The organism is Providencia huaxiensis (assembly GCF_002843235.3).
In the GTDB taxonomy this organism is placed as follows: Bacteria; Pseudomonadota; Gammaproteobacteria; order Enterobacterales; family Enterobacteriaceae; genus Providencia; species Providencia huaxiensis.
The window spans coordinates 1096912-1121582 of sequence record NZ_CP031123.2; the positions used below are offsets into that span (position 1 = coordinate 1096912).

Annotated in this window: 23 protein-coding genes; 17 read left to right on the top strand and 6 right to left on the bottom strand. The window is 40.5% G+C overall.

Translation table 11 applies throughout. The annotated features are described in order from the left end of the window. Positions 1-5: 5 nt before the first annotated feature. The 5 genes from CYG50_RS06505 (at position 6) to CYG50_RS06525 (ending at position 4650) form a co-directional block, all read left to right on the top strand. The gene (locus CYG50_RS06505) at positions 6-125 is read left to right on the top strand and encodes a GpE family phage tail protein (protein WP_036962273.1); all 120 of its coding nucleotides are present in this window, start codon (positions 6-8) and stop codon (positions 123-125) included. Continuing rightward, complete coding sequence (locus tag CYG50_RS06510; protein ID WP_116068745.1) at positions 118-2817, top strand: phage tail tape measure protein; 2700 nt, start codon at positions 118-120, stop codon at positions 2815-2817. The genes CYG50_RS06505 and CYG50_RS06510 overlap by 8 nt, the downstream gene beginning before the upstream one ends. 2 nt (positions 2818-2819) lie before the next feature. Next, a complete protein-coding gene (locus CYG50_RS06515; protein WP_102140782.1) occupies positions 2820-3266 on the top strand; it encodes a phage tail protein in 447 nt (148 codons plus the stop codon). Continuing rightward, on the top strand, positions 3263-4360 hold the full coding sequence (locus tag CYG50_RS06520; protein WP_102140783.1) for a phage late control D family tail protein: 1098 nt from the start codon (positions 3263-3265) through the stop codon (positions 4358-4360). Before CYG50_RS06515 ends, CYG50_RS06520 begins: the two co-directional genes overlap by 4 nt. A gap of 71 nt (positions 4361-4431) precedes the next feature. Beyond that, positions 4432-4650 carry an ogr/Delta-like zinc finger family protein gene (locus CYG50_RS06525; RefSeq protein ID WP_102140784.1) on the top strand — a complete coding sequence of 73 codons (219 nt, stop codon included), beginning with the start codon at positions 4432-4434 and terminating at the stop codon, positions 4648-4650. 32 nt (positions 4651-4682) lie between these two features. Here the strand turns inward: CYG50_RS06525 and CYG50_RS06530 are convergent, their stop codons facing one another. After that, positions 4683-5318 (bottom strand): hypothetical protein, encoded by a 636-nt coding sequence (locus tag CYG50_RS06530; RefSeq protein WP_102140785.1) that lies wholly within the window; start codon positions 5316-5318, stop codon positions 4683-4685. Between the two features lie 334 nt (positions 5319-5652). On the opposite strand from CYG50_RS06530, the gene tnpA reads away from it, so the two are divergent. Beyond that, a complete protein-coding gene (gene tnpA / locus CYG50_RS06535) occupies positions 5653-6111 on the top strand; it encodes an IS200/IS605 family transposase (RefSeq protein ID WP_114365413.1) in 459 nt (152 codons plus the stop codon). Between the two features lie 112 nt (positions 6112-6223). Here tnpA and CYG50_RS06540 read toward each other — a convergent pair whose 3' ends face one another. Next, positions 6224-7336, bottom strand: coding sequence for a RhoGAP domain-containing protein (locus CYG50_RS06540; protein ID WP_168222831.1), 1113 nt, complete (start codon positions 7334-7336; stop codon positions 6224-6226). Between the two features lie 112 nt (positions 7337-7448). On the opposite strand from CYG50_RS06540, the gene btuC reads away from it, so the two are divergent. The 11 genes from btuC to lplA all read left to right on the top strand — a co-directional run bounded on the left by btuC (position 7449) and on the right by lplA (position 18429). Continuing rightward, on the top strand, positions 7449-8450 hold the full coding sequence (btuC, locus tag CYG50_RS06545) for a vitamin B12 ABC transporter permease BtuC (RefSeq protein ID WP_102140649.1): 1002 nt from the start codon (positions 7449-7451) through the stop codon (positions 8448-8450). A 5-nt stretch (positions 8451-8455) separates the two neighbouring features. After that, positions 8456-9229 carry a vitamin B12 ABC transporter ATP-binding protein BtuD gene (locus CYG50_RS06550; RefSeq protein WP_229597570.1) on the top strand — a complete coding sequence of 258 codons (774 nt, stop codon included), beginning with the start codon at positions 8456-8458 and terminating at the stop codon, positions 9227-9229. Positions 9230-9348: 119 nt separating this feature from the next. Then, the gene (arnB, locus tag CYG50_RS06555) at positions 9349-10494 is read left to right on the top strand and encodes a UDP-4-amino-4-deoxy-L-arabinose aminotransferase (protein WP_102140635.1); all 1146 of its coding nucleotides are present in this window, start codon (positions 9349-9351) and stop codon (positions 10492-10494) included. After that, a complete protein-coding gene (arnC, locus tag CYG50_RS06560) occupies positions 10494-11486 on the top strand; it encodes an undecaprenyl-phosphate 4-deoxy-4-formamido-L-arabinose transferase (RefSeq protein WP_102140636.1) in 993 nt (330 codons plus the stop codon). Before arnB ends, arnC begins: the two co-directional genes overlap by 1 nt. Continuing rightward, a complete protein-coding gene (arnA, locus tag CYG50_RS06565) occupies positions 11486-13471 on the top strand; it encodes a bifunctional UDP-4-amino-4-deoxy-L-arabinose formyltransferase/UDP-glucuronic acid oxidase ArnA (protein WP_102140637.1) in 1986 nt (661 codons plus the stop codon). The genes arnC and arnA overlap by 1 nt, the downstream gene beginning before the upstream one ends. Continuing rightward, on the top strand, positions 13471-14364 hold the full coding sequence (arnD, locus tag CYG50_RS06570) for a 4-deoxy-4-formamido-L-arabinose-phosphoundecaprenol deformylase (RefSeq protein WP_102140638.1): 894 nt from the start codon (positions 13471-13473) through the stop codon (positions 14362-14364). Before arnA ends, arnD begins: the two co-directional genes overlap by 1 nt. Before the next feature lie 7 nt (positions 14365-14371). Further along, on the top strand, positions 14372-16030 hold the full coding sequence (gene arnT / locus CYG50_RS06575; protein WP_102140639.1) for a lipid IV(A) 4-amino-4-deoxy-L-arabinosyltransferase: 1659 nt from the start codon (positions 14372-14374) through the stop codon (positions 16028-16030). Continuing rightward, positions 16027-16374: a 4-amino-4-deoxy-L-arabinose-phosphoundecaprenol flippase subunit ArnE gene (gene arnE, locus CYG50_RS06580; RefSeq protein WP_102140640.1), complete on the top strand. Its 348-nt coding sequence runs from the start codon at positions 16027-16029 to the stop codon at positions 16372-16374. Before arnT ends, arnE begins: the two co-directional genes overlap by 4 nt. After that, a complete protein-coding gene (gene arnF / locus CYG50_RS06585) occupies positions 16371-16778 on the top strand; it encodes a 4-amino-4-deoxy-L-arabinose-phosphoundecaprenol flippase subunit ArnF (RefSeq protein ID WP_102140641.1) in 408 nt (135 codons plus the stop codon). Before arnE ends, arnF begins: the two co-directional genes overlap by 4 nt. Positions 16779-16860: 82 nt before the next feature. After that, positions 16861-17349: a C40 family peptidase gene (locus CYG50_RS06590; protein ID WP_102140642.1), complete on the top strand. Its 489-nt coding sequence runs from the start codon at positions 16861-16863 to the stop codon at positions 17347-17349. Positions 17350-17412: 63 nt separating this feature from the next. Further along, positions 17413-18429: a lipoate--protein ligase gene (gene lplA / locus CYG50_RS06595; RefSeq protein ID WP_102140643.1), complete on the top strand. Its 1017-nt coding sequence runs from the start codon at positions 17413-17415 to the stop codon at positions 18427-18429. A gap of 236 nt (positions 18430-18665) precedes the next feature. Here lplA and CYG50_RS06600 read toward each other — a convergent pair whose 3' ends face one another. The 4 genes from CYG50_RS06600 to CYG50_RS06615 all read right to left on the bottom strand — a co-directional run bounded on the left by CYG50_RS06600 (position 18666) and on the right by CYG50_RS06615 (position 24670). After that, positions 18666-19037, bottom strand: a complete 372-nt coding sequence (locus CYG50_RS06600; RefSeq protein ID WP_004910390.1) for a helix-turn-helix domain-containing protein — start codon at positions 19035-19037, stop codon at positions 18666-18668. A gap of 882 nt (positions 19038-19919) precedes the next feature. Then, the gene (locus tag CYG50_RS06605; protein ID WP_102140644.1) at positions 19920-20969 is read right to left on the bottom strand and encodes a hemin-degrading factor; all 1050 of its coding nucleotides are present in this window, start codon (positions 20967-20969) and stop codon (positions 19920-19922) included. A 122-nt stretch (positions 20970-21091) separates the two neighbouring features. After that, positions 21092-23248 (bottom strand): TonB-dependent receptor domain-containing protein, encoded by a 2157-nt coding sequence (locus tag CYG50_RS06610; protein ID WP_102140645.1) that lies wholly within the window; start codon positions 23246-23248, stop codon positions 21092-21094. Positions 23249-23620: 372 nt separating this feature from the next. Next, positions 23621-24670 (bottom strand): 3-deoxy-7-phosphoheptulonate synthase, encoded by a 1050-nt coding sequence (locus CYG50_RS06615; protein ID WP_102140646.1) that lies wholly within the window; start codon positions 24668-24670, stop codon positions 23621-23623. Position 24671 lies beyond the last annotated feature (1 nt).

A 24671-nucleotide genomic window follows, 5' to 3' on the forward strand; every position in this document is an offset into this window, starting at 1 on the left:
ATTTAGTGGCAGATATTGCCACTATTTTTCACTGGTCACCCGCTGTCACCGATGAATTTTCCCTGACTGAATTATTAGAATGGCGTTATCACGCCCTTAAACGTAGCGGTGTAGAAGATGAGTAAAGATTTACGTTTACAGGTGATTTTAAGCGCCGTCGATAAATTTACGAAACCGTTTAAGAGCGCTCAAACGTCGAATAAAAAATTGGCGGAAACCCTCCGCCAATCTAAACAACAACTCAAAGAGCTCAACAACCAAGCCAAGCAAATTGACGGGTTTAAGAAAACCAAGCAATCCCTTGATAGTGCTAGTCAAGCGTATCAACAGGCTACCGCCAAAGTTAGCCGGCTAGCACGTGAATTATCCACCGCTCAAAATCCCACAAGGGCCCAATCACGGGAGCTTGACCGCGCAAAAGCGGCGGCCGCAAAACTCAAAGCTGAAACCGGCACACTGAGTGCCTCATTGCAGCGCCAACGGGAAGCCCTAAAAGGCAGTGGGATTTCAACACGCCAGCTAAGCCAAGCCCAAATCAAATTAAATAGCGACATTGCCAGCACAAGCCGGCGATTACAGCAACAAGAGCAGCAACTAAAACGGGTAGCCAACCAAGAAAAGCGAATGTCTGCGGCAAAAAATAGCTATCAAAATGCCATGGGCGTGCGTAATAAAATGGCCGGTAGCGGCGCGGGTATGCTTGCATCCGGTGTGGGGTTAGGTTATGCGGCTAAAAAAGTCTTAGTACCCGGCTATGATTTTGAAATCGGCATGTCGAAAGTGCAAGCCTTAACCCGCCTTGATAAAAATTCCGACGACTACAAGATGTTAAGGGAACAAGCGCGAGACCTTGGGGCGACAACCGCATTCACCGCTAATGAAGTTGCACAAGGACAAGCGTTCTATGCCATGGCTGGTTTTAAGCCAGAACAAATTAAAAATGCCATGTCCGGTACTTTATCCATGTCATTGGCCGGTGATATTGACTTGGCCACCACGGCTGATATTGGTTCCAACATCTTGACCGGCTTTAAGATGAATTCTAATGAAATGAACCGTGTCAGTGATGCCCTTGTCGCCACGTTTACGCGGTCTAACACCAATCTCACTATGCTTGGTGACACGATGAAATATGTTGCGCCGGTTGCTTCGGGGCTCGGTGTCGATTTAGAAACCGCCGCCGTTGCCGCCGGTAAACTCGGTGATGCGGGTATTCAAGGCAGTATGGCCGGTACAGGCTTACGCTCTATTTTAGGGCGCTTGGCAGAGCCGCCGAAAATGGCTGGTGAAGCCCTTGATAAATTGAAAATTAAAACCCGTGATGCCAAAGGTAATTTGCGCCAATTTACCGACATACTCGCCGAACTAGACAAAAAAACTAAAAAAATGGGTACGGCAGAGCGTGCTGGACTGTTTAAACATATTGCCGGTGAAGAGGCATTTTCTGCCCTCTCTGTATTGGTTGACCAAGCTGGCTCCGGTCAGTTGCAGGCCATGATTGCTGAAATCAAAGCCGCTAAAGGGGAAGCAGAAAAAGTCGCCAAAACCATGACAGATAACCTTGATGGCGACTTAAAAAACTTAACCTCGGCTTATGAAGATGTGGGGATACAAGTTTTTGGTGGTGCGGATAGCCCTTTGCGGGATATCACTAAACGAGTCACTGATCTCATTTCGAAGTTTGGCCAATGGGCAAAGAAAAACCCTGAACTGGTCAAACAAATCACCATGATCACGTTGGGATTAGGTGCGGTGCTGGCCGTTGGTGGCGGTATCACATTGATGATTGCGGCATTAATTGGCCCACTCGCCATGGCGAAATTAAGTCTGTCCGTATTAGGTATCAAAGGCAGCGGCTTTCTCTCATTACTGATTAAGCCTATTAAGTTAATTGGAACGGCATTTATGATGCTAGGCCGTGCGCTATTAGCTAACCCGATTATCTTAATTATCACGGCTATCGCTGGCGCGGCTTACCTGATTTATAAATATTGGGATGATATCGTTCCGTACGCTAAAAAATTATGGAACAGAGTCACAGATATATTTTCCCAATTCTGGGAGGGGGTTAAATCCTATGTGCTGAATTGGGGGCTTGTCGGGCTGGTTTATCAGCACTGGGATGAGATTGTCGCTATCACTTCTCGTATGTGGGCATTAGTGAAGAAAGCCATTTCTGATAAGTGGGAGCAGATTGTCGCGGATGTTAAAGGTTTACCGGAACGCTTTAAACAAATTGGCGGTGAGATCATTGATAGCCTGAAAAACGGCATTCTGGAAAAGTGGGAATCACTGAAAGCCCAATTTGCCGAACTCAAGCAAATGGCCACAAACATATTGCCCGATTGGATGCTTTCGGATGAAACCAAAGCTGTGCGCGCCATGTCACAAGTGACCGTTATTCAAGCTGGCATGAAGAGTGTGGGCATGTTCGACAATGGCGGATTTATCCCACGTGGACAATTCGGCATTGCGGGGGAATATGGACCCGAGCTTGTTAATGGGCCAGCTCATATCACTAGCCGGAGAAAAACTGCTACACTGGCTGCGGCGGCATTAACCATCGGCTCTATGACCGCGACAGCAAAACCCATACATCCTTATGCTTTACCCGCAAATAACTATCAATCCACGCCAACAACCATAAACCAAAGCAATCATGCGGCAAATACTGCACCGGTCACTATCAATGTTTACCCATTACCGAATCAGTCAGCAAACGATATTGCAAGAGAAGTTGCTAGACAATTAGAGCAAAACCAACGGCGTGAACAGGCAAGACGACTGAGTCGGTATCAAGACAGCGAGGACGATTAATTATGGCAATGGCAGCACTAGGCTTGTTTGTCTTTCAATTAAATACAACGCCTTACCAGATGATGCAAATTAACCAAAAATACCGTTATGGCGTGAATAATCGTGTCGGCAAACGTCCCGCAGTTCAATTTATCGGCCTTGATAATGACGATATCACATTAAGTGGCTCATTATTTCCGTCACTGACTGGCGGCAGACTGTCATTGCTGGTATTGGAGCAAATGGCAGAAACGGGGAAAGCATGGTCGCTGATTGATGGCTCAGGCACCATTTACGGTATGTTTGTGATTGAAGAAATCACCCAATCGAAAAGTATTTTTTTTGATGATGGCTCGGCCAGAAAAATTGAATTTACGCTGAAATTAAAACGCACGGACGAATCGCTGTCTCAAATGTTTGGCGATCTAGGTCAGCAACTCAATGATATTCGCGGAGCCTTACCGCTATGAGTTTTTTAACCAAGGATGAACTAACCCCTGCATTTGTGCTTGCGGCCGGCGGTGAAAATATTAATAGTCTGATTCAGGGGCGTTTAATGTCATTAACTATGACGGATAACCGCGGTTTTGAAGCTGACCAATTAGATATTGAATTGGATGATAGCGACGGACAACTCGCCTTACCAAAGCGAGGTGAAACCCTGTCATTGCATCTTGGTTGGAAAAACGAACCGCTGATCTACAAGGGGACGTTTACGGTTGATGAGGTTGAACATAGCGGCGTGCCAGATAAGCTCACGATCCGCGGGCGTAGTGCGGACTTTCGCGACACTTTAAACGTCAAGCGTGAGCAGTCTTACCATCAAAAATCGTTGGGCGATATTGTACGCACCTTGGCGGAACGCAATAAGTTAAAGGCGGTTATTGATGAAAAATTAGATAAAATTAAACTCGCTCATATCGACCAAACCAACGAATCGGACGGCTCATTTTTAACGCGAGTAGCGAAATCCGAGGGGGCAATCGTCGCGGTTAAAAACGGGAATTTACTGTTTATGAAACAAGGCCAAGGCTTAACCGCCAGTGGTCAGCCCATTCAAACTATGCACATTACTCGCTCAGTCGGTGACGGTCACCGTTTTTCGCTGGCCGATCGTGGTGCATACACCGGTGTTATTGCTAACTGGCTTGACACACGTGAGCCGAAAAAGAAAAAAACAGTGACGGTAAAACGTAAGCGAAAAAGCAAACAACCGGCAAAACCCGCCAAACCGAAAGAAAAACAAGGGGAATATTTAGCAGGTGAGCAAGGGAATGTCCTGACACTTTCCCATACTTACGCGACTAAAGAAAATGCAGCTCGTGCAGCAAAAGCCAACTGGGAAAAAATCCAACGTGGTGTTGCGTCATTTTCGATTCAATTGGCAGTAGGCCGCGCAGAGCTTTACCCAGAAATGCCTATCACCGTGAGTGGATTTAAGCCCGAAATTGATAACGCGGATTGGATATTAACGCGAGTCGTTCATTCACTGAATGACAGTGGTTTTACAACCGCATTAGAGTTAGAGGTGAAAATTTCGGATTTAGATATAGCTGACGAATAATTTTTTAGACTGTATAAAAACACATGATATAATTCACATAACATCAACATCATGACAAAAGGTAATCTATCATGATGAATTGTCCAGAATGCGGTCATGCTGCACATACACGTAGCTCCTATCAAGTCTCATCCGAAACCAAAGAACGCTACAACCAATGCCAAAATATTAATTGTGGTTGCACATTTGTCAGTCACGAATCAGTGACAAAAATTGTTGTTAAACCCACGCGCGTTAATGTTGTTGAGCCGCATCCGAACAAATACCAACAACCGTCTTTAGCATTATAGAAATCAAAGCCCCTCAATTGAGGGGCTAAATATTACTTAGAAACACTAATCAATTCATTGAAAAAGGTATCAAAGCCTTTTTTACCGCTATCATCAAATCGTAATTCATTGAATTGCGAAGTAAAAGAGCAACTATCATCGGTTAGTTCACTCAAATTATTAACCGGAATATATTTTTTAATGATCTCTAATGCCTGTGGTTTAGTGATAGTTGTTGTATATTCTGGTGAATCTTCCAGCTTTTTACCGTCAAAATCTACCAAGTAGGATGTTACTGTAACTTTATCATTAGGTGTATTAATCAAAGCACGGTAAACACCATAGACAACAGCACGCTTAGTTAATAACTCTTTTACATCAACAATATCATTACTAACAGCTTGCGGAGATAATCTAATTTTTAGTGGTGACTCACTAATAATTTCGAGCGTGTTATTTTCAGGATAATAATCACTGAAATATTCCATTGCATCATTCATTGTTGCGTAAACTTCATTTTGCTTTGTGCAATCTTCACTTGATTTGAGGTACGGTGCAGCAGAAGCCGAACTGATACCAACCATCAATGCAAATACGGAAAACGCAGAGCAAATAAAAAGTTTTTTAACTTGGGTAAAAAAATTGGTACTCGTAGTGTGTTTTACATCACCAAAAAATATTCTAAGCATTATATTTCCCCTTATTGAATTGAGAATAAATTAAAGTCGGCTTTAAACGATAAGTAAAGCCCCTTATTGCAAGGGGCTAATGCTAAAAGTGGGTTACATGTGGATGTAATGTGGATGACGTTTTATAAATCCATCTATAAAACAATCAGTTATATAAAAACAAAAGACCGCCTAGGCGGTCTTTTGTTTTTGTGTATAGAAAACCCCCAGCTAGGCTGGGGGTTCCGTAAAGCTTTCAGCTTTGAATAAGATATTAAAACCCCTTTTGATTTGTTAAAACACCTTGCGGTCTGGCAACTGCAAGAGTCAAACAAAAAATCAAAAGGGGGTCCCAATGGGGGACGAAAAGAGCTTAGCGCATACACGATGGAATTGTAAATATCACATTGTTTTTGCCCCAAAGTATAGAAGGCAAGTTTTCTACGGTGAAAAACGTAGGGCGATAGGTAGTATTTTAAGGAAATTGTGTGAGTGGAAAAATGTCAGGATAGTGGAGGCAGAATGTTGTGTTGACCACATACACATGCTTCTAGAAATCCCACCCAAGATGAGTGTTTCGAGCTTTATGGGGTATTTAAAAGGAAAAAGCAGTCTAATGCTTTATGAGCAATTTGGGGATTTAAAGTTTAAATATCGAAATAGAGAGTTTTGGTGCAGAGGGTACTATGTTGATACGGTAGGAAAGAATACGAAACGAATACAAGAATATATAAAACATCAGTTAGAACAGGATAAATTGGGAGAGCAATTGTCGCTCCCCTATCCGGGCAGCCCGTTTACGGGCCGTAAGTAATCCATAGATGCAAATGTCAGAGCCGTTATGCGCCTGTTAGGGCGCGGCTGGTAACAAAGCCTTATAGGCGCATATTAAAAACCTCCGGCTATGCCGGAGGATATTTATTGGGTCACACAAATTGTTTTAGTTCTCTATCTATTAGCGTCGTAAGAAGTTTATTCGCGTAATCATGAAGAGCTTTTTCTTCCATCATGAATGTAGTTTGTTTCGCTTTACTTAATTTATTGAAATTATTTTCTTCATCAGCTGTTCTTTTATTTGATGACAACCCTCCGCCAATAGCTATGGAAATATTCTCTGGTTCCATTTTGTTTTCTTTTGAATGCATAGCAATTTTAACAAACAGTGGCATACAAATTTGTAGATGCAATGGTAGTTCTTGCAGCTCAGGTAATCTTTCATCCGCATTGTTTTTGGCTATCCGTAAAATTTTATCTCGCTTGTTCGGCGCCATATTTTTAACATGTTCTTTTGTTTCATTTTCTTGATGGATTGATTCCTTATATTTATTTATTAATTCTTTAAGTTTGTGTTCTTCATTTGGCTGCTTGATTAATATTTTGTTTCGTAATGCTTTAATCGCACCTGTAAGTTCATCTTGCGTCAAGTGATTATCTTCTAGTGCTTGTTGACTAAAGCTTGGGTTATTGGTGAGTTTCACTAAAAGATTAGATATCTTAGTACTAGCACCGCTCTTCCTGAAGATACCTTCTTGTTTAATATGTGTCGGGCTACTTAGTAAATCAAAAATCATCGTATTCATGGAATGAAATTCTGTTTTTTTATCCTCGGGTACGCCAGGATACTGGTTGATTAATTTCTGATTATTTAAGTAGATCCTTTCGGCATCACAAGCCTCTTTTTTAACTGGGCTATGGTTTGACAAATTACTTGTTTTAAGTTCGCTGTATTTCTGGGGCTGCTCAGTATGAATTGGGACAAGATGTTGATTTACAGAGTTGTCAGGGGGGGGATTATTGAGAGATAGTGGTAAGTTTGTAGTATTTTTAACGTATACTGGGTTATCTATAATCTCAATTTTGTCAAACATATGTCTTAGCATGAATGTGAATTTTTGATAAGTAGATATAAAAAAATTCATTCCTGTATTTTTAATGGCCTTTATCGAATGAGTAAAAGACGTATTTTTTCTTTGCTCAGACGATTGTGCTTTATTAGGGGGTATAGTATTTGCATCATTATTTATTTTAGAAAAAATCATATGTATTACTCCAAAGTAAAAAAAACAAAATGAGTTTAGATTCATTCATATGCTATCTCTTACATAAAAAGCTATAATTCCTTAACCTAATGAAAAAACATTTATTATCATGATAACTAACCAACTGGAGCGTTTGAAAAATATACAGAAGGTAACAGATTTACGCTTGATTATTATGGTGGTTATCAGTCTGTGTATCGTATCCGTTTTTTACCTTTGTGTTGGGGAAATATGGTATTGGCCAAACCAATTGGTAGGGGAAAGTGCCCAGCTTTTTGTTTGGCAAATTCGTTTTCCGCGCCTATTAGCCGTGATAATTGTCGGTGCTTCTCTTGCAGTCACAGGTGCTATCATGCAAGCCTTATTTGAGAACCCATTAGCCGAACCAGGATTATTGGGAGTAAGCAATGGTGCGGGTGTTGCTGTGGTATTTACGGTACTATTGTCTTCAGGCGTGACGCATTATTGGCTATTAAGTATTAGCTCAATTATGGGAGCACTATTTTTTACTTCCATATTGCTCTATTTTGCTCGTCGTAAGAACTTGAATAACTCCAGTTTATTGCTTGTCGGTGTTGCACTCGGTGTGATTAGTGGTGCCTGTATGACATGGATGGTGTATATGAGCAGTAATCTTGATTTGCGACAGTTATTGTATTGGATGATGGGAAGTTTTAGTGGGATTGGTTGGCATCAAATTGGCCTTGTTATTGGCTGTTTACCATTTTTAATTTGGGCACTTTTTCAAGGAAATATACTAAATTATCTTTCATTGGGAACGGTACAAGCCTATCAATTAGGTATCTCAATTCATAAATGGCGCGTTATATTAATTATTATTAGTGGTGTATTAATTGGTCTTAGTGTGGCGATAGCGGGGGCAATAAGTTTTATTGGTTTAGTTATTCCTCATATATTGAGATTAAGCGGTTTAACAGATAACCGCGTATTATTAATTGGTTCTGCTGTGGCGGGTGCGTTAGGGTTATTAACTGCAGATTTACTGTCTCGGTTATTAATTGCCAATGCTGAAGTTCCTATTGGTGTTATTACGGCAACGCTAGGGGCACCGATATTTATTTTCTTGTTAATTCGTCACCAACAATGGCGGTAAAAGTGATGGATAATAAACTGATTATTGATATTAAAAATATTACCATCGATACTCGACTAGTTAATGTTTCAACTCAAGTCCTGGCTGGACAACAAATTCATCTATTGGGTGCTAATGGTGCGGGGAAAAGTACATTGCTAGCTGCAATAAGTGGCTATTTACCTGTGGATGGCGATATTTTAATAGGTGGAAAAAGTATACGGCAGTATCGTATTGCTCAATTGAGCCAACAACGTGCTTATCTTTCACAGTTGGTTAACTCCCCCCCTATACTTAAAGTTTTTCAATATGTTGGCCTGTTTTCGCCTAACACAATATTTTCTACAGGTATTTTTGAACGATTATGTACAGACTTTCAACTCACATCACTATTAAGTAAGCCTATTAGCCAACTTTCTGGTGGAGAATGGCAGAGAGTTCGAATTATAGCTGCATTTTTGCAGGTCTGGGACAGCCAGCAATGCGAAGGAAAATTTATATTATTGGATGAGCCAACCAATAATTTAGACATTATTCAGCAATCAATGCTTGATAAATGGATTAAATATTTTTGTGATTGCTTAGGAACCGTTATAATGAGTGGTCATGACCTTAGTCATTCGTATAAAAATGCATCTTGTATTTGGATGATGAAACAAGGGCAGTTAGTTGCAATAGGGAAACCAGAGTGCGTCATGACAGAAAAAAAATTATCTGACATATTTATGTCTGAAATTAAGTTAGCGCACAGCACATCTCACCGAGTATGGCAGGTTATAAATTTAGTCGATGCGCAATGAGTTGTTTGTATCACACCTTTTTGCATGATAATACCGCAATGTTTGCAGGTGTTGAGGTTCGGTTAAAGTATAATTAACTAGAATATTCGATTCACAATGAAAACTAGGCTATAAACAATATGAGCAATTTCTTACCATTTTCAAAACCGGCAATTGGTGATGAAGAGGTCAAAGCAGTAGAAAACGTTCTGCGTTCAGGCTGGATAACAACGGGCCCACAGAATCATCAGCTAGAAGACGATTTTTGTAAGCGCTATGGCTGCAAACATGCAATTGCATTGTCATCAGCAACAGCAGGTATGCATGTTGTATTAATGGCATTGGGTATTGGTCCTGGTGATGAAGTTATTACACCTTCTCAAACTTGGGTGTCAACAATCAATATGATTGAGTTGCTTGGGGCAACACCTGTCATGATTGATGTTGATCGCGACACACTGATGATCCAACCTGAAGCGGTGGAAAATGCGTTAACGGAAAAAACCAAAGCAATTATTCCAGTACACTATGCTGGGGCACCTTGTGATTTAGACGCGTTACGCTTAATTGCTCAAAAAGCGGGTGTGGCTTTAATCGAAGACGCTGCGCATGCCGTTGGTACACGATATAAAAACGAGTGGATTGGTGAAAAGGGAACGTCTATTTTCTCATTTCACGCGATTAAAAACGTGACCTGTGCGGAAGGTGGGTTAGTTGCAACAGACGACGATGAGCTTGCTCAGCGTGTGCGCACACTTAAATTCCACGGCCTAGGCGTTGACGCATTTGATAGGCAAATGCAAGGCCGCAAACCACAAGCTGAAGTTGTTGAGCCCGGTTTTAAATATAATTTGTCTGATATCCATGCCGCAATAGCCGTAGTGCAGTTATCACGAGTAGAGCAATTGAATCAGCGTCGTGCTGAGCTTACGGCTCGTTATCGTGAGTTACTGAAAAACTCCCCTTTACAAATGTTGAGTGTCCCTAGTTACTCACATTTACATGCGAATCACTTATTTATGGTACGTGTTGATAAAGCCGAATGTGGCATTGATCGCGATACATTCATGGAAAAATTGAAAGAGCATGATATTGGAACAGGGTTGCATTTTCGCGCTGCACATACTCAAAAATATTATCGCGAAAAATATCCTGAATTAGTTTTACCAGAATCAACATGGAATAGCGCCACATTGTGTTCGTTACCTTTATTTCCCGATATGACTGATGCAGATGTTGAACGGGTTGTTAAAGCTGTAGAAGCAGTTCTTTTGGAGTCAAAATAGTGTCACACGCAGATGAATTTGATGAGATTAAAAAAGTCTCAGTAGTAATCCCTGTCTATAATGAAGAGCAGAGCTTACCACAGTTATTGGAACGTACTATTAAGTCATGTAAACAATTAACTCAATCCTATGAATTAATTCTAGTTGATGATGGTAGTAGCGATCGTTCAGCACAAATGCTTACAGAAGCAGCGGAAAATCCTGACAACCACGTCATTGCAATTATTTTAAACCGCAATTACGGTCAACATTCTGCTATTATGGCGGGCTTTAACCAAGCTGATGGCGACTTAGTGATTACTTTGGATGCAGACTTACAAAATCCACCAGAGGAAATCCCACGTTTAGTCCAAACTGCAATGCAAGGTTATGATGTAGTTGGTACGCGCCGTGCGAATCGCCAAGACTCTTGGTTTCGCAAAACAGCCTCTAAAATGATTAATGCGATGATCACGAAAGCAACTGGGCGTTCAATGGGCGATTACGGTTGTATGCTTCGTGCATACCGTCGTCATATCATTCAAGCGATGTTGCAGTGCCATGAAAGAAGTACATTTATTCCTATTTTAGCAAATACATTTGCACGTAGAACCATTGAAATTGATGTAGCGCATGCAGAACGTGAGTTTGGTGATTCTAAATACAGCTTTATGAAGCTGATTAATTTAATGTATGACTTATTAACTTGCCTAACTACGGCACCACTGCGTTTATTGAGTGTTGTCGGAAGTGTTATCGCGATTGGCGGTTTTTTATTAGCGGTATTGTTAATTGCATTGCGTTTAATTTTTGGCGCAGAGTGGGCTGCAGATGGCGTATTCACTCTGTTTGCAGTACTCTTTATGTTTATTGGTGCGCAATTTGTTGCCATGGGGCTACTGGGCGAATACATCGGTAGGATCTACAATGATGTGCGCGCGAGACCTCGTTATTTTATTCAAAAAGTCGTTGGAGCAGATGCGAAATCCGACAAAAATCAGGAAGAAGACTAATGAAAGCTATTGTTTTTGCCTATCATGATATTGGCTGCGTAGGGCTAAAAGCGCTTGAAAAAGCAGGTTTTGATATCCAAGCAGTGTTTACACACACTGATGACCCAAATGAAAACCACTTTTACTCCTCAGTTGCGCGTTTAAGTGCTGACATGGAACTTCCTGTTTTTGCGCCTGAAAACGTTAATCACCCATTGTGGATTGAACGTATTCGCGAAATGAAACCCGATGTCATTTTCTCTTTCTACTATCGTGATATGTTAAGTGAAGAGCTGTTAGCTATCGCGCCTAAAGGTGCGTTTAATCTACATGGCTCATTGCTACCTAAATATCGCGGCCGTGCACCTATTAATTGGGCATTATTAAAAGGTGAAAGCGAAACAGGTGTAACCTTACATAAAATGGTCGCTAAGGCAGATGCTGGCGATATCATTGCTCAAGAAAAAGTGGTTATTACCGATACAGACACTAGCCTGACTTTACATGCGAAAGTCCGTGAAGCAGCGGAAGTTTTATTGGATAAAACACTGCCATTAATCGAAGCAGGTAGTTACAAAGCCGTTGCGCAAGATGAAAGCCAAGCAACGTACTTTGGTCGTCGTACCGCTGAAGATGGCTTGATTAACTGGAACAACAGCGCAAAAGAAGTTAACTGCTTGATTCGTGCAGTGACTGAACCTTATCCAGGTGCGTTCACTTATTTAGGTGCACGTAAAATGGTTATTTGGCGCGCACGCGTTTTAGATGACAACCAAGGTAAACCAGCAGGTACGGTACTTTCGAGTGACCCACTGCGTATCGCTTGTGGCCAAGGTGCTATCGAAGTTGTTAGTGGTCAAAGTGAGACCGGTTTATATATGCAAGGTAACCGCCTTGCTAACGAAATGGGGATTGTGACTGATGTTCGCGTTGGTGCGAAACCAACAGCACAAGTTAAGCGTCGCACACGTGTTCTTATTTTAGGTGTGAATGGCTTTATTGGTAACCATTTAACAGAACGCCTGTTAAAAGATGGTAACTACGATATCTATGGTATGGATATCGGCTCTTCTGCAATTGAGCGTTTCATTGGTAACCCACGTTTCCACTTTATTGAAGGTGACGTTAGCATCCATACAGAATGGATTGAATACCACATCAAAAAATGTGATGTTATTCTCCCTCTGGTTGCGATTGCGACGCCAATTGAATATACCCGTAACCCACTACGCGTTTTCGAATTAGACTTTGAAGAAAACTTGAAAGTTGTACGTTACTGCGTGAAATATAACAAACGTATCATCTTCCCATCGACATCTGAAGTTTATGGTATGTGTGATGATAAAGAGTTTGATGAAGATGAGTCACGTTTAATTGTTGGTCCAATCAATAAACAACGTTGGATTTACTCAGTTTCTAAACAGTTACTTGACCGAGTGATTTGGGCATACGGTGCGAAAGAAGGTTTGAAATTCACCTTATTCCGTCCATTCAACTGGATGGGGCCTCGCTTAGATAGCTTGAATTCTGCACGTATTGGTAGCTCACGTGCTATTACTCAGTTAATTCTAAACTTAGTTGAAGGCTCGCCAATTAAACTGGTTGACGGCGGCGCACAAAAACGTTGTTTTACAGATATTAAAGACGGTATCGAAGCATTGTTCCGTATCATCGAAAATAAAGATGGTAAATGTGATGGCCAGATCATCAATATCGGTAATCCAACAAATGAAGCGAGTATTCGTGAATTAGCAGAAATGTTGTTGGAAAGCTTCGAAAAACACCCACAACGTGGAAAATTCCCTCCATTTGCGGGCTTCCGTGAAATCGAAAGCAGCAGCTATTATGGCCAAGGATATCAAGATGTTGAACACCGTAAACCAAGTGTTGAAAATGCACGTCGTTTACTTGATTGGGTTCCAACTATCGATATGAAAGATACCATTGAAGAAACATTAGATTTCTTCTTACAAGGTGCAGTTGAAGAGTTAGGTAATAAAGACTAATGAAAAAAGTTGGCTTGAGAATTGATGTGGACACCTACCAAGGTACTTTAAAAGGGGTTCCACAGTTACTCAAAGTGCTCAAAGAGCATAATATTCAGGCCAGCTTTTTCTTCAGTGTAGGACCCGATAATATGGGGCGCCATTTATGGCGCCTTTTGCGTCCTAAATTTCTGTGGAAAATGCTTAGGTCGAACGCAGCATCCCTTTATGGGTTAGATATCTTATTAGCGGGCACAGGATGGCCGGGTAAAAAAATTGCTAAGGATTTAGGCTACTTGATGAAACAAACTTTGGATGCTGGCCATGAAGTTGGCTTACATGCATGGGATCATCAAGGTTGGCAGGCTAAAGTTGCCAAATGGAGCAAATCACAGCTGACTGAGCAAGTTAAGTTAGGTGTTGATGCGTTAGAGCAAGCCATTGGGCATCGTGTGACTTGTTCGGCCGTTGCTGGTTGGCGAGGTGATGAGCGAGTGTTAGAAGTTAAACAAATGTTTAACTTTGACTACAATAGTGATTGTCGTGGTAAATATCCATTTAGGCCAATTTTAGCCGATGACTCACTTGGGACAGTTCAAATCCCTGTCACACTGCCGACTTACGATGAAGTTGTAGGAACAGTCGTGAGTGATGACGCATTTAATGATTTTATTCTTCAAGCAATTAAAGAAGATCAAGGCGTTCCAGTTTATACTATCCACACAGAAGTGGAAGGAATGTCCAAATCGGAACAATTTTCACAATTATTGGAACGAATTACTCAAGAAGAAATCCAATTCTGTACATTAAGTGAATTACTGCCAGATGATTTGAATTCATTGCCAAAAGGGCGTGTGGTGAGGGCACCATTCCCCGGACGTGAAGGCTGGTTAGGCTGCCAAGAAGAGGAATAAGCAACCTATGTTGAATAACCGAGCGAGCAAAGTAGGAGCCTCTCTGCTGGCTCTTTTTTTTATCTTAACCTATTTGTTGCCGTTAGATAGCCGTTTACTTTGGCAACCAGATGAAACACGATATGCAGAAATTAGCCGTGAAATGTTACAGCGTGGAGATTGGGTTGTTCCTTACATGCTGGATGTGCGTTATTTTGAAAAGCCAGTAGCAGGTTACTGGATAAACAATATTAGCCAAATGATCTTTGGTGAAACTAACTTTGCTGTTCGTTTTGGTTCGGTTTTTTGTATTCTTCTTAGTGCATTACTTATCTATCGTATGGCAAAAATGATGTGGCGTAATAACCACGTTGCTTATGTTGCAAGCCTCATTTATATCTCGATGTTCTTAGTATTCTCCATCGGGACCTACAGTGTGCTCGACCCAATGTTGTCCTTATGGATAGCAGCAAGTATGTTTTGTTGCTTATGGGCAATGAAGTCGAGGGAAGTCAAATCTAAATTAGCGGCATGGCTTTGCCTTGGGCTAGCATGTGGCATGGCATTTATGACTAAAGGCTTCTTAGCCCTCGCTATTCCAGTGATTGTCATGCTTCCTGTCACAATCTACCAAAAGCGGTTCCTTGAGTTACTTAAGTATGGGCCTCTCGCAATCATTTCTGCGGTTATTATCAGCTTGCCATGGGCCTTAGCAGTTGCAAAACAAGAGCCTGATTATTGGCATTATTTCTTTTGGATTGAGCACATTAAGCGTTTCACGGCAGATGACGCTCAGCATATAGCACCGTTTTGGTATTATATTCCAATTATTATTCTTGGTGCGATCCCATGGGCAGGCTTGCTACCGGGTGCGATCATGAAAGGCTGGAAAGAACGGAAATCTAGCCCCGATATGTTTTTCTTACTGTGCTGGTTTGTTGTCCCAGTTATCTTTTTCAGTATTTCCCGTGGTAAATTACCCACGTATATGTTGCCGTTTATGGCACCACTGGCATTGCTTATGGCGAAGTATGGGGTTGACTGCGTTCGTAATGGTAAAATGAACGCATTGAAAGCCAATGGGATCATTAATGTTGTATTAGGAATTGCAGCTGTTATAGCGGTAATTGTCGTGAGCACGGTGATCAAAAAGCCACTGTACGAACCTGATGAATGGTCAAAAATGGTATTGGGGGTTGTGGCATTTTCTATCTGGGCGATTATTGGTTACCTATGTACAGTATTAAATGCAAAGTACTGGCTATGGGCAGCATCATGTTCTTTAGCCGTAAGTTTGTGTATTGGTAGCGCTCTACCGAACAACACCATTGATTCTAAACTGCCTCAAAACTTTATTCATCAAAATCATGATCTACTGATGAATAGCAAATATTTGATGGCAAGTAATGTTGGGGTCGCAGCAGGCCTTGCGTGGGAAACGCAAAATTCCAATATCTATTTATACAATAGCAGTGGAGAGCTAAGTTATGGTTTGGAATACCCAGATAGCCAACATCGCTTAATTAAACCAGATCAATTTGCACAGTGGTTAGAAAAAGCACGCAAGGAAGGGCAGGTAACCGTTGTCTTTTTATTAGGCCGTAAAGAAGGGTTACCGGACATTCCTAAACCAGATGAAGTCATTAAAAATTCACGTATGGCGATTGTGGTATACCATCAACAATGATTGCACAACTATTGCTGTTATTGCTGGTTAGCGTTTTGACCTGTGTTGGGCAAGTTGCTCAAAAGCAAGCCGTCGTCAATTGGCAGAGTAATAAAACCAATAAAACAGCATCAGCCCTTCGGTGGCTGGTGCTGGCAGTTTTCATGCTAGGACTTGGCATGTTGTTTTGGCTGAAATTATTGGAAACCATGCCGTTGAGTATTGCTTATCCAATGCTAAGTATTAATTTTGTATTAATTACACTAATTGGCCAGTTTGTGTATAAAGAGCAAACAGGGCTTAACCACTGGTTAGGGGTTGTGGCCATTATGTTTGGTATTTTGCTAATGAGTATCAGCGTATGAATAAGGGGTATTTATGGGTGATTGGCAGTGCGTTATTAGTCACAGTCGCTCAACTGAGCTTAAAAGCAGGGGTAGTTGAACTACCCTCATTCACACTTGGCTGGCATTGGCTACAATTTGATTGGTTACTCGCTAATATTGCTAGTTTAGGAATTATCTTTTTAGGGTTAGTTTGTTATGCGTTATCGATGTTATGTTGGCTATTAGCATTAAAATACATAGCATTGAATAAAGCTTACCCGCTTATTAGCCTAAGCTATGTTTTTGTTTATTTATTAGCAGTTTTCTTACCTTGGTTTAATGAACCCGCTACAGGGTTAAAGGCCACTGGTATTGGCTTTATTTTATTAGGGGTATGGCTAATTAGCCGGCCCAATAAATCATCAAGTGATAGAACAGAATAATTTCTTAGTTGCTTATATTATCGTCATCACGCACTATAATATAAGCAAGTTATCGTAATGAGATAGATAAATAAGGTGCTTTATGGTTATTAAAATACAACACCTACCACTATTACTGTGTTTAGTTTTAATTGGTTGTTCATCAACGCCTGTTAAAAGAACGCCACCACCACCGTTAAAAACACAGTTATCAGATCCAATCATGACGATAGCACAATTAAAAGACCAGCTAGAGCAGTGGTATGGCACACCTTATCATTATGGTGGAATGAATCAAAACGGTGTCGATTGTTCCGGCTTTGTCTATCGCACATTTAATGATCGCTTCGCCATTCAACTACCTCGCACAACGGTGGATCAAACTCAATTAGGCACACGTATTGATAAATCTGATTTGATGCCAGGGGATTTAGTCTTCTTTAGGACGGGCTCAGGAGAGAATGGGCTGCATGTGGGTATTTACGATACCGATAATACATTCATTCATGCGTCAACGAGTAAAGGGGTGATCCGCTCATCAATGGATAACGTTTATTGGCGAAAAGTGTTTTGGCAGGCAAGGCGCATCTAAATTCACTATTTTATTCAGTGATTATGTTATCTTAAGAGCAAGTTTTGTTTTAAGGATAGCTTAATGTCAACAGTACGTTTACTCATCTCTGGATCCTACGACCCTTGGTTTAACCTTGCGGTTGAAGAAACTATTTTCCGACAAATGCCAACTGACCAACGTGTTATGTTTCTCTGGCGAAATGCTGACACGGTAGTTATAGGGCGTGCGCAGAATCCGTGGAAAGAGTGTAATACTCGAAGAATGGAAGAAGATAATGTCCGTTTAGCCCGGCGTAGCAGTGGTGGTGGCGCTGTTTTTCATGATTTAGGTAACACGTGTTTTACGTTTATGGCAGGAAAGCCGGAGTATGACAAAACGGTTTCTACACAAATTATTGTTGATGGGCTAGCACTTGTCGGTATTAACGCAGAAATATCAGGTCGTAATGATTTAGTCTTAGATACTGAAAGTGGCCCACGAAAAATTTCGGGTTCTGCATACCGAGAAACGAAAGATAGAGGTTTTCACCATGGAACCTTACTGATTAACGCAGATTTAGGTCGCTTAGCAAATTACCTGAATCCGGATCCTAAAAAATTACAGGCAAAAGGGATCACATCTGTACGTTCTCGAGTGGCTAATTTATCTGAGCTTGTCCCCCATATCTCTCATGAAATTGTTTGCGAAGGAATAATTAAGAGTTTTTTTAATTACTTCGGTGAAACGGTCGAAGCAGAGTATATCTCCCCTGAAAAATTACCTGACTTGCCAAATTTTGCAGAAACCTTCGCTAAACAAAGTAGTTGGGAGTGGAATTTTGGACAAGCACCCGCTTTCTCTCACTATTCTGATACCCGTTTTCCTTGGGGAGGAATTGAGTTTCATTTTGATATCGAAAAAGGTGTGATAAATCGCTGCCAGTTTTTTACAGATAGCTTAGACCCATCCCCTTTGGAGTGGTTAAGTGAGCAATTATCGGGTAAAGCCTATCAAACAGAAACGATACGCTCTTTGAGCAAAGAGATGGCCGTTAAATGGCCACAATTGCAGGAGCAGTTAGCTGATTTGGAAAACTGGCTAGTCCATGAGTTAAGTTAAAAAAAGAGCCGATATAATCGGCTCAGACTGGCGACAAACATTTATGTTTAGCGGCAGTCTAATAGGTTATTGAAAATAAAAGAGGAAAATCAATTTGTTGATTTTCGACTGATAACACAAAGCGGGAAAAATCACACTTTTATCTCGCTTTGTCAACAACCTTGAGCCGATATAATCGGCTCAGACATAGACTACAAAATTGCAAATAACTAATAGGAAGGGACGTTCTAAAATAATCAGTTATGACAGCTACAAGTCATAAAGTTTTTGCATTCAGGTAATTCACCCGATTGGCGAAATTTTGCAGGCGTTGTATCAAAGTGCTTTTTAAAGATACGGGTAAATGTTGCCTGTGAACTGAAGCCATATTGCAATGCGATATCAAGAATAGGTAAGTTGCCTTCACGTAATGATTTGGCCGCTTCTAATAAACGACGTTTACGGACGTATTCGCCAAGCGTGCAACCTTTCATTTCTTTGAAAACACGCTGTAAATGCCATTTTGAATAACCGCTTTTATCGGCAATTGTGTCGATTTTGATGCCTTCATTGCGCTGCAACTGGCTTTCAAGCCATTTAACAATATCGTTGACTACACTTTCTGACATATTTACCTCCTACTCAAGTAGGCTATTGTTCATTAATAACTAATAATAACTCACGAAATTAGGGTCTATTCTTCCTGTTTTTCCGATATATCGATAGGCTAAACGTGCGGTTTTTTAATGAGAATAACTATCAGTACAATAGATGTTGAAAAAATTAACATTTTAAACATTCATCATTGTATGTTTAAAGTTGTTTTAATTCAAGTGATTATATTATTTTGGTGTTTTGTTTAGGTGATGACAAGACAGACGTCTTATTACGTTCAAGAAAATTGATTAAGCCATTCGAAATTATTAACCAAGTAAATAATTGAAAAATTATTGTTTCATTTATAATCATTTTTCTATAACAATAAACAGGAAATTCCGAGGTAATTGTTTTGGTGGGAGAAGACCATAATTGTATTTCGGGGAGTAATAATCAATAGAATACGGTAAGTATGATGTACTATACTCGTCATATTTCAAGTTGCAGCGTTGTTGACCGCGCTCAGCTCGCCGGATCACATACTCATGTATGCTCATCGGTCTCTCTTCGCTTGTCGCCTAGCTGCAACTCGAATTATTTAGAGTATATACTCGTGATACTTCAAGCTGCAGCGTTGTTGACTGCGCTCAGCTCGCCGGATCACATACTCATGTATGCTCATCGGCCTCTCTTCACTTGTCGCCTAGCTGCTATTCGAATTATTTAGAGTATATGTGAGTAGTAGACAATGATGTTATTTCTATACCGCAAAAGCGGTTTATGTTGTTGCTATGAATAAATCAGGTAAAGGGTTCTATGGCAAATTTCATCTCTAGCTTAATCCACTATCTCTGATAGGAAAGGATCCTGAAAGTTACCATTAGAAGCCCATTTATCTTTTTATTATTCTTTTATCAAATACGTGATATTGAAAGAATTTGTTTGCTCCATTCTATTTGTTCTGGTGTGCCTTCTATGCGCTGACCATACATTTGAATAATTTGGTTACCTTGGGTATCAAAGACCTCAAGGCTTGTTACAAAGCCATCTTTAGTTGGCTTACGTGTGACCCAGCACTCAGAAATGCCGCTTTCAATGAGATGAAGTTTAAAGTTTGTACTTGAAATATTTAACCAATCAGTTTGAGAGCTTTCAACAGAGAGTGATGATAGTTCATTTATTTTTCCTGTAAATATTTGCACGCATCCACGGTTTCCTACAAAGAGCATCACTTCATTTTGTGCTTGGTATGCAAGGGAAAGCAGATCAGATAAGGCCGTTGAAGGTACTTGCCATGCTAATTCTTTGCTAACTACACGAAAAACTTGCTGACGACTTAAATTGTGTTTCTTTAATATGCCAAAAAACTGATGAACATTTGTTATCTCACGCCATTGTTGTTCTAATTGAGAGGCGAGTTCTTCGCTGATTCTCTGTTCTGAAAATGGCGAAATTGTTTTAGGTTCGATAGGCGGATTCTCTGATGTGCTGTAGCGTTCTATTATGGCTTGCCAAGCAGCTATATCCGTGTTGTCGGTGGAAAAGACTTTGTGTAAAGAATCACCATATTTATCGAAAAATTGAATACTGTGGCGAGTTCCCTCTGGCGTTTTTTCAGTGAGTGCAAAAATTGAACTCCACTGCGCAAAGAACATACGTAAGTCTAATGCTTTAGGGTTTAGAAATAGCCCACCATGGCTGCTAAATTTCGGGTTATTATATGCGCCCGTTTGAATACTAACAGCATACTGATTGCGAGTGATCCCTATAGCTTTCCCTATCGTGGTTAAACCTTGCAAGATATCAACGGGTTTGCTGACCAATCGTTGAACATTATCTTTACCGACACGACAATGAATTAACTGGGCTTCAGATACGCCAAGTAAGGCCGCTATTTCTTGGGAGTGCTTATGAGTGTACGTTTTTTTAGCTTGTAGGTAATCATGATAGAGGTTTGAATTCACAAATTTTTCCTTTTTTCCTTAATGAAATGACAAGACACAGTGAAGCGTTATCAACTGATTTATTTTTATACTGTTGATAAAATTAATAAAATCAGTTGATAACATGTTTTTTTACTACTTAACTACCAGTTGTAATTCATGTTGATATAAAAGTTTCGGCCTTCTTGAGGAACTCCCATTGAAGAAACATACGGCTTATCAAATGCATTTTTCATTGTGAGAGTTGAACTTAATCCTTTAATGAACTGATCTGCTTGGTAATTCACATAGAAATCATGAATGCTATAGCCAGCATGCTGAATGACTTCTTTATGATAACGATCTAAACCTTGGCCTGATTTGTGATGCCACTTTTTATATTTATCATTACCTTGAAGTTGCGTTCTTGCAGAGAATTCCCCTATCCAACCTAGAGTAAAGCCGGTACTAGCAACCGGTACATTGAATCGAGTCGTTAGTGTTTCAGGGCGTATAGACGAAAGAGAATAATGAGAGCCGTCTTCTCTACCTGTGGTTTTATTGTGATTGATATTTAATTCAAACCACGGTGTTCTGTAGCTTATAAAGCTATCGATGCCATAAATGGATGCACTGGGGATATTGATATAATAAAGTTCATCGGGGAACCATTGGCCATACCTTGGCGTATAGAGGCCTTCAAGGGCAATATGGTTTTTAGATTTGGTCTTAAAGTAGGTTGAACCAAATTGAAGGTCGCTATTATCAATAAGTACCCCATCAAAACTGAATTTTACGCCTGTTTCGAGGGTTTTATTCGTTTCTGGAAGTAAATCAGGCGATGGGCGAAAGTTCGAGGAAGTACCAAAAAAGGGTATAGTGAAATGGTTTGAATTGTTATAAAGCTCGGACATACGTGGGGTACGGTATGCTTCAGCGTATGATGAAAAAAGATTGAGCCAATGGGTGGGAGTAATACTAACAGCCATACGGGATGACAAGTTGGTATGTTTACTTTCAGGGAAATTATCCCTCGATGCACGGTATTGTGTAAAGCGCGTTCCAATTGATAAAGTTAACGGTAATTGATGCAATGTCATGTCATTGACCAACCAGCCTGACATGTTGTCGAGTTCTGCCGGTGGATAACTTATTGCATACTGATTCGACGTTTGCTTTTGCTGATAATATTCGAAACCACTTTGAATATGATGATTTACCCAGTTATACATAGGTAACGTGAAGCTATTAGTAAATTTAGTCCCATAGGTATATTGATTTCGCGCTTCAGAGCCATACTCTTTTGGTTTGCTCTTGACCTTAATTGTATCAGTTTGATCTAAATATAAATCTGTATAATAAACATCCCACTGAGCTTGCCAATTTATCTCATTTTTGGGTGTAAAAAATTGGCTAATGGCAATATCTCGCTGATGGCTTTGCCTTTCATGCGGTGTATTTGGATATCTATTTTTTTCTGAAGGTTTAGCGGGTTGTTTTACCCCTAAACTGTTGTTGCGGTATTCTTTTAATTGTAACGTCAAGTTATATGAAGGGTGGGCAAGCCAACTACTTTTGAGCATCCAGTTGCTTAGCTGTTCAGTATTATCAACCTCTTCAAATTCGGGTGAGCCGAGTAGGTACTTTTTACGTTGACTATAGCTGAATAGGGTATCCGTTGATTCAGTTCTGCCCAACAGCGTTGCACCTGCATAGTAACCGTGGTCATTACGGTTAATACCGCTGAATACCTGGCCACCGAGTTTTTGCCCTGGCTTTAATATGTCAGCTGCATTTATTGTTTTGAATGAGACAACTCCAGCTAATGCACCGCCGCCATGATGTACAGATGATGCGCCTTTATGGACGTAGACTTTTTTTATTAAGGTGGGGTCAATAAATGTGGCTTCATATAAGCCGGAATAAAAGTCTTGGGTGATATTATCAACAGTGACTTTAACACCTCGTGAATCATAACCTCGCATTTGAATGCCCTGGCCATAAGTGCTATTGGAACCAGAAACAAATATCCCAGCTTGGCCTTTTAGTAAATCTAAGGCGGATGTTGCAGATTGATATTCAGGTGCTTTTGCATCAATTACATCGACTTGTTCTGCTACAGCGATATTCTCTAAACTAAGAGGCGAGGTTGAAACGTGAATAATGTCGCGGGTATCCGTTTTTGACATTGCTTTTGGAGTCGATGAATTTTCAGCCAAGACTGTGTGGCTAAACCCGGTCATTACGACAGTAGCAGTAAGAGCTGAGAGTGATATTCTATGATTTTGATGGAGTGATGCAGGCATCGATTTAAACAGCATAGGAAATCCTTTCCTTTAGTTTCAGAATTTGCTGGCTGCCTGGATAAGTTATCTGGGTGGCATGCAATGAGTATTTGTACAGCGTATTTGTTTATTTGAACTAGATGGCTCTGTAATGTTGCAGCGAATAGCAAGGGCTAGGCTACGGGTTACCTGACGGATAAATTAGTTCGTAGTGAGAATTATTATCGTTAGTGAGAGGTGGGTCAAGAAGTTTTTAGATTAAAATACTGTTTTTGTTTGAATGATTAAATCATTATATCGTTTTGGTTATATTTAAATGATAATTATATTTATTATAAAATATAAAAGCCCTTTAGTTTTTACTTCACTAAAAGGCTTATTGTAAGAAATAGATTGGCGTTATTAAGCTTATTTGAAGCGTGACTCAACAGCTTGAGCAAGAATTTCAATAAGTTGTTCGGTATCTTCCCAACCAAGACATGGGTCGGTAATAGATTGGCCATAAACTAACGGTTGGTCAGAAACCACTTTTTGTGTGCCTTCAACTAAGAAGCTTTCTGCCATCACTCCACTGATAGCGGTCGAGCCATCTTTTATTTGCTCCGCAATATCTCGTGCAACTTCGAGTTGGCGACGATGAATTTTTTGACAATTACCATGGCTGAAATCGACCACTAAATGCTCTGGTAATTCAAATTTACGTAGTTTGTCGCAAGCTGCGGCTAAGTCACCGGCAGTGTAATTAGGCTGTTTACCGCCACGCATAATTATATGCCCATGCGGGTTACCACTGGTTTGGTAAATCGTCATTTGCCCGTTTTTATCTGGTGATAAAAACATATGCTGTGCTTTTGCCGCTCTTATCGCATCAATAGCAATATTTATATTACCGTCAGTCCCATTTTTGAAACCAACAGGGCAAGACAGTGCGGATGCCATTTCACGATGGATTTGGCTCTCTGTTGTACGGGCTCCAATAGCTCCCCAACTAATGAGGTCTGCAATATATTGTCCAGTAACCATATCAAGAAATTCGGTTGCTGTAGCTAGCCCTAATTGGTTAACTTCAATCAGTAACTTGCGTGCTAAGCGGATGCCTGTATTGACTTGGCAAGAATTGTCGAGGTTAGGGTCTGAAATTAACCCCTTCCAGCCAACGACAGTACGCGGTTTCTCAAAGTAAGTTCGCATGACAATTTCTAAACGGTCTTGATGACGTTCTCTTAATACATTTAATTTTTTCGCGTATTCAATAGCGGCATCGATGTCATGAATCGAACAAGGGCCGACAATGACAAGTAGACGAGGGTCTTCACCAGATAGAATCTGTTCAATTCGTTTACGTGACGTTGTCACGTTGTCAGCAACTTTTTGGGAAATAGGAAATTCATCAGCGAGAGTTTGTGGGGTAATTAAGCTATCCACTCTCGCAGTACGTAATTCATCAGTTTTGTGCATT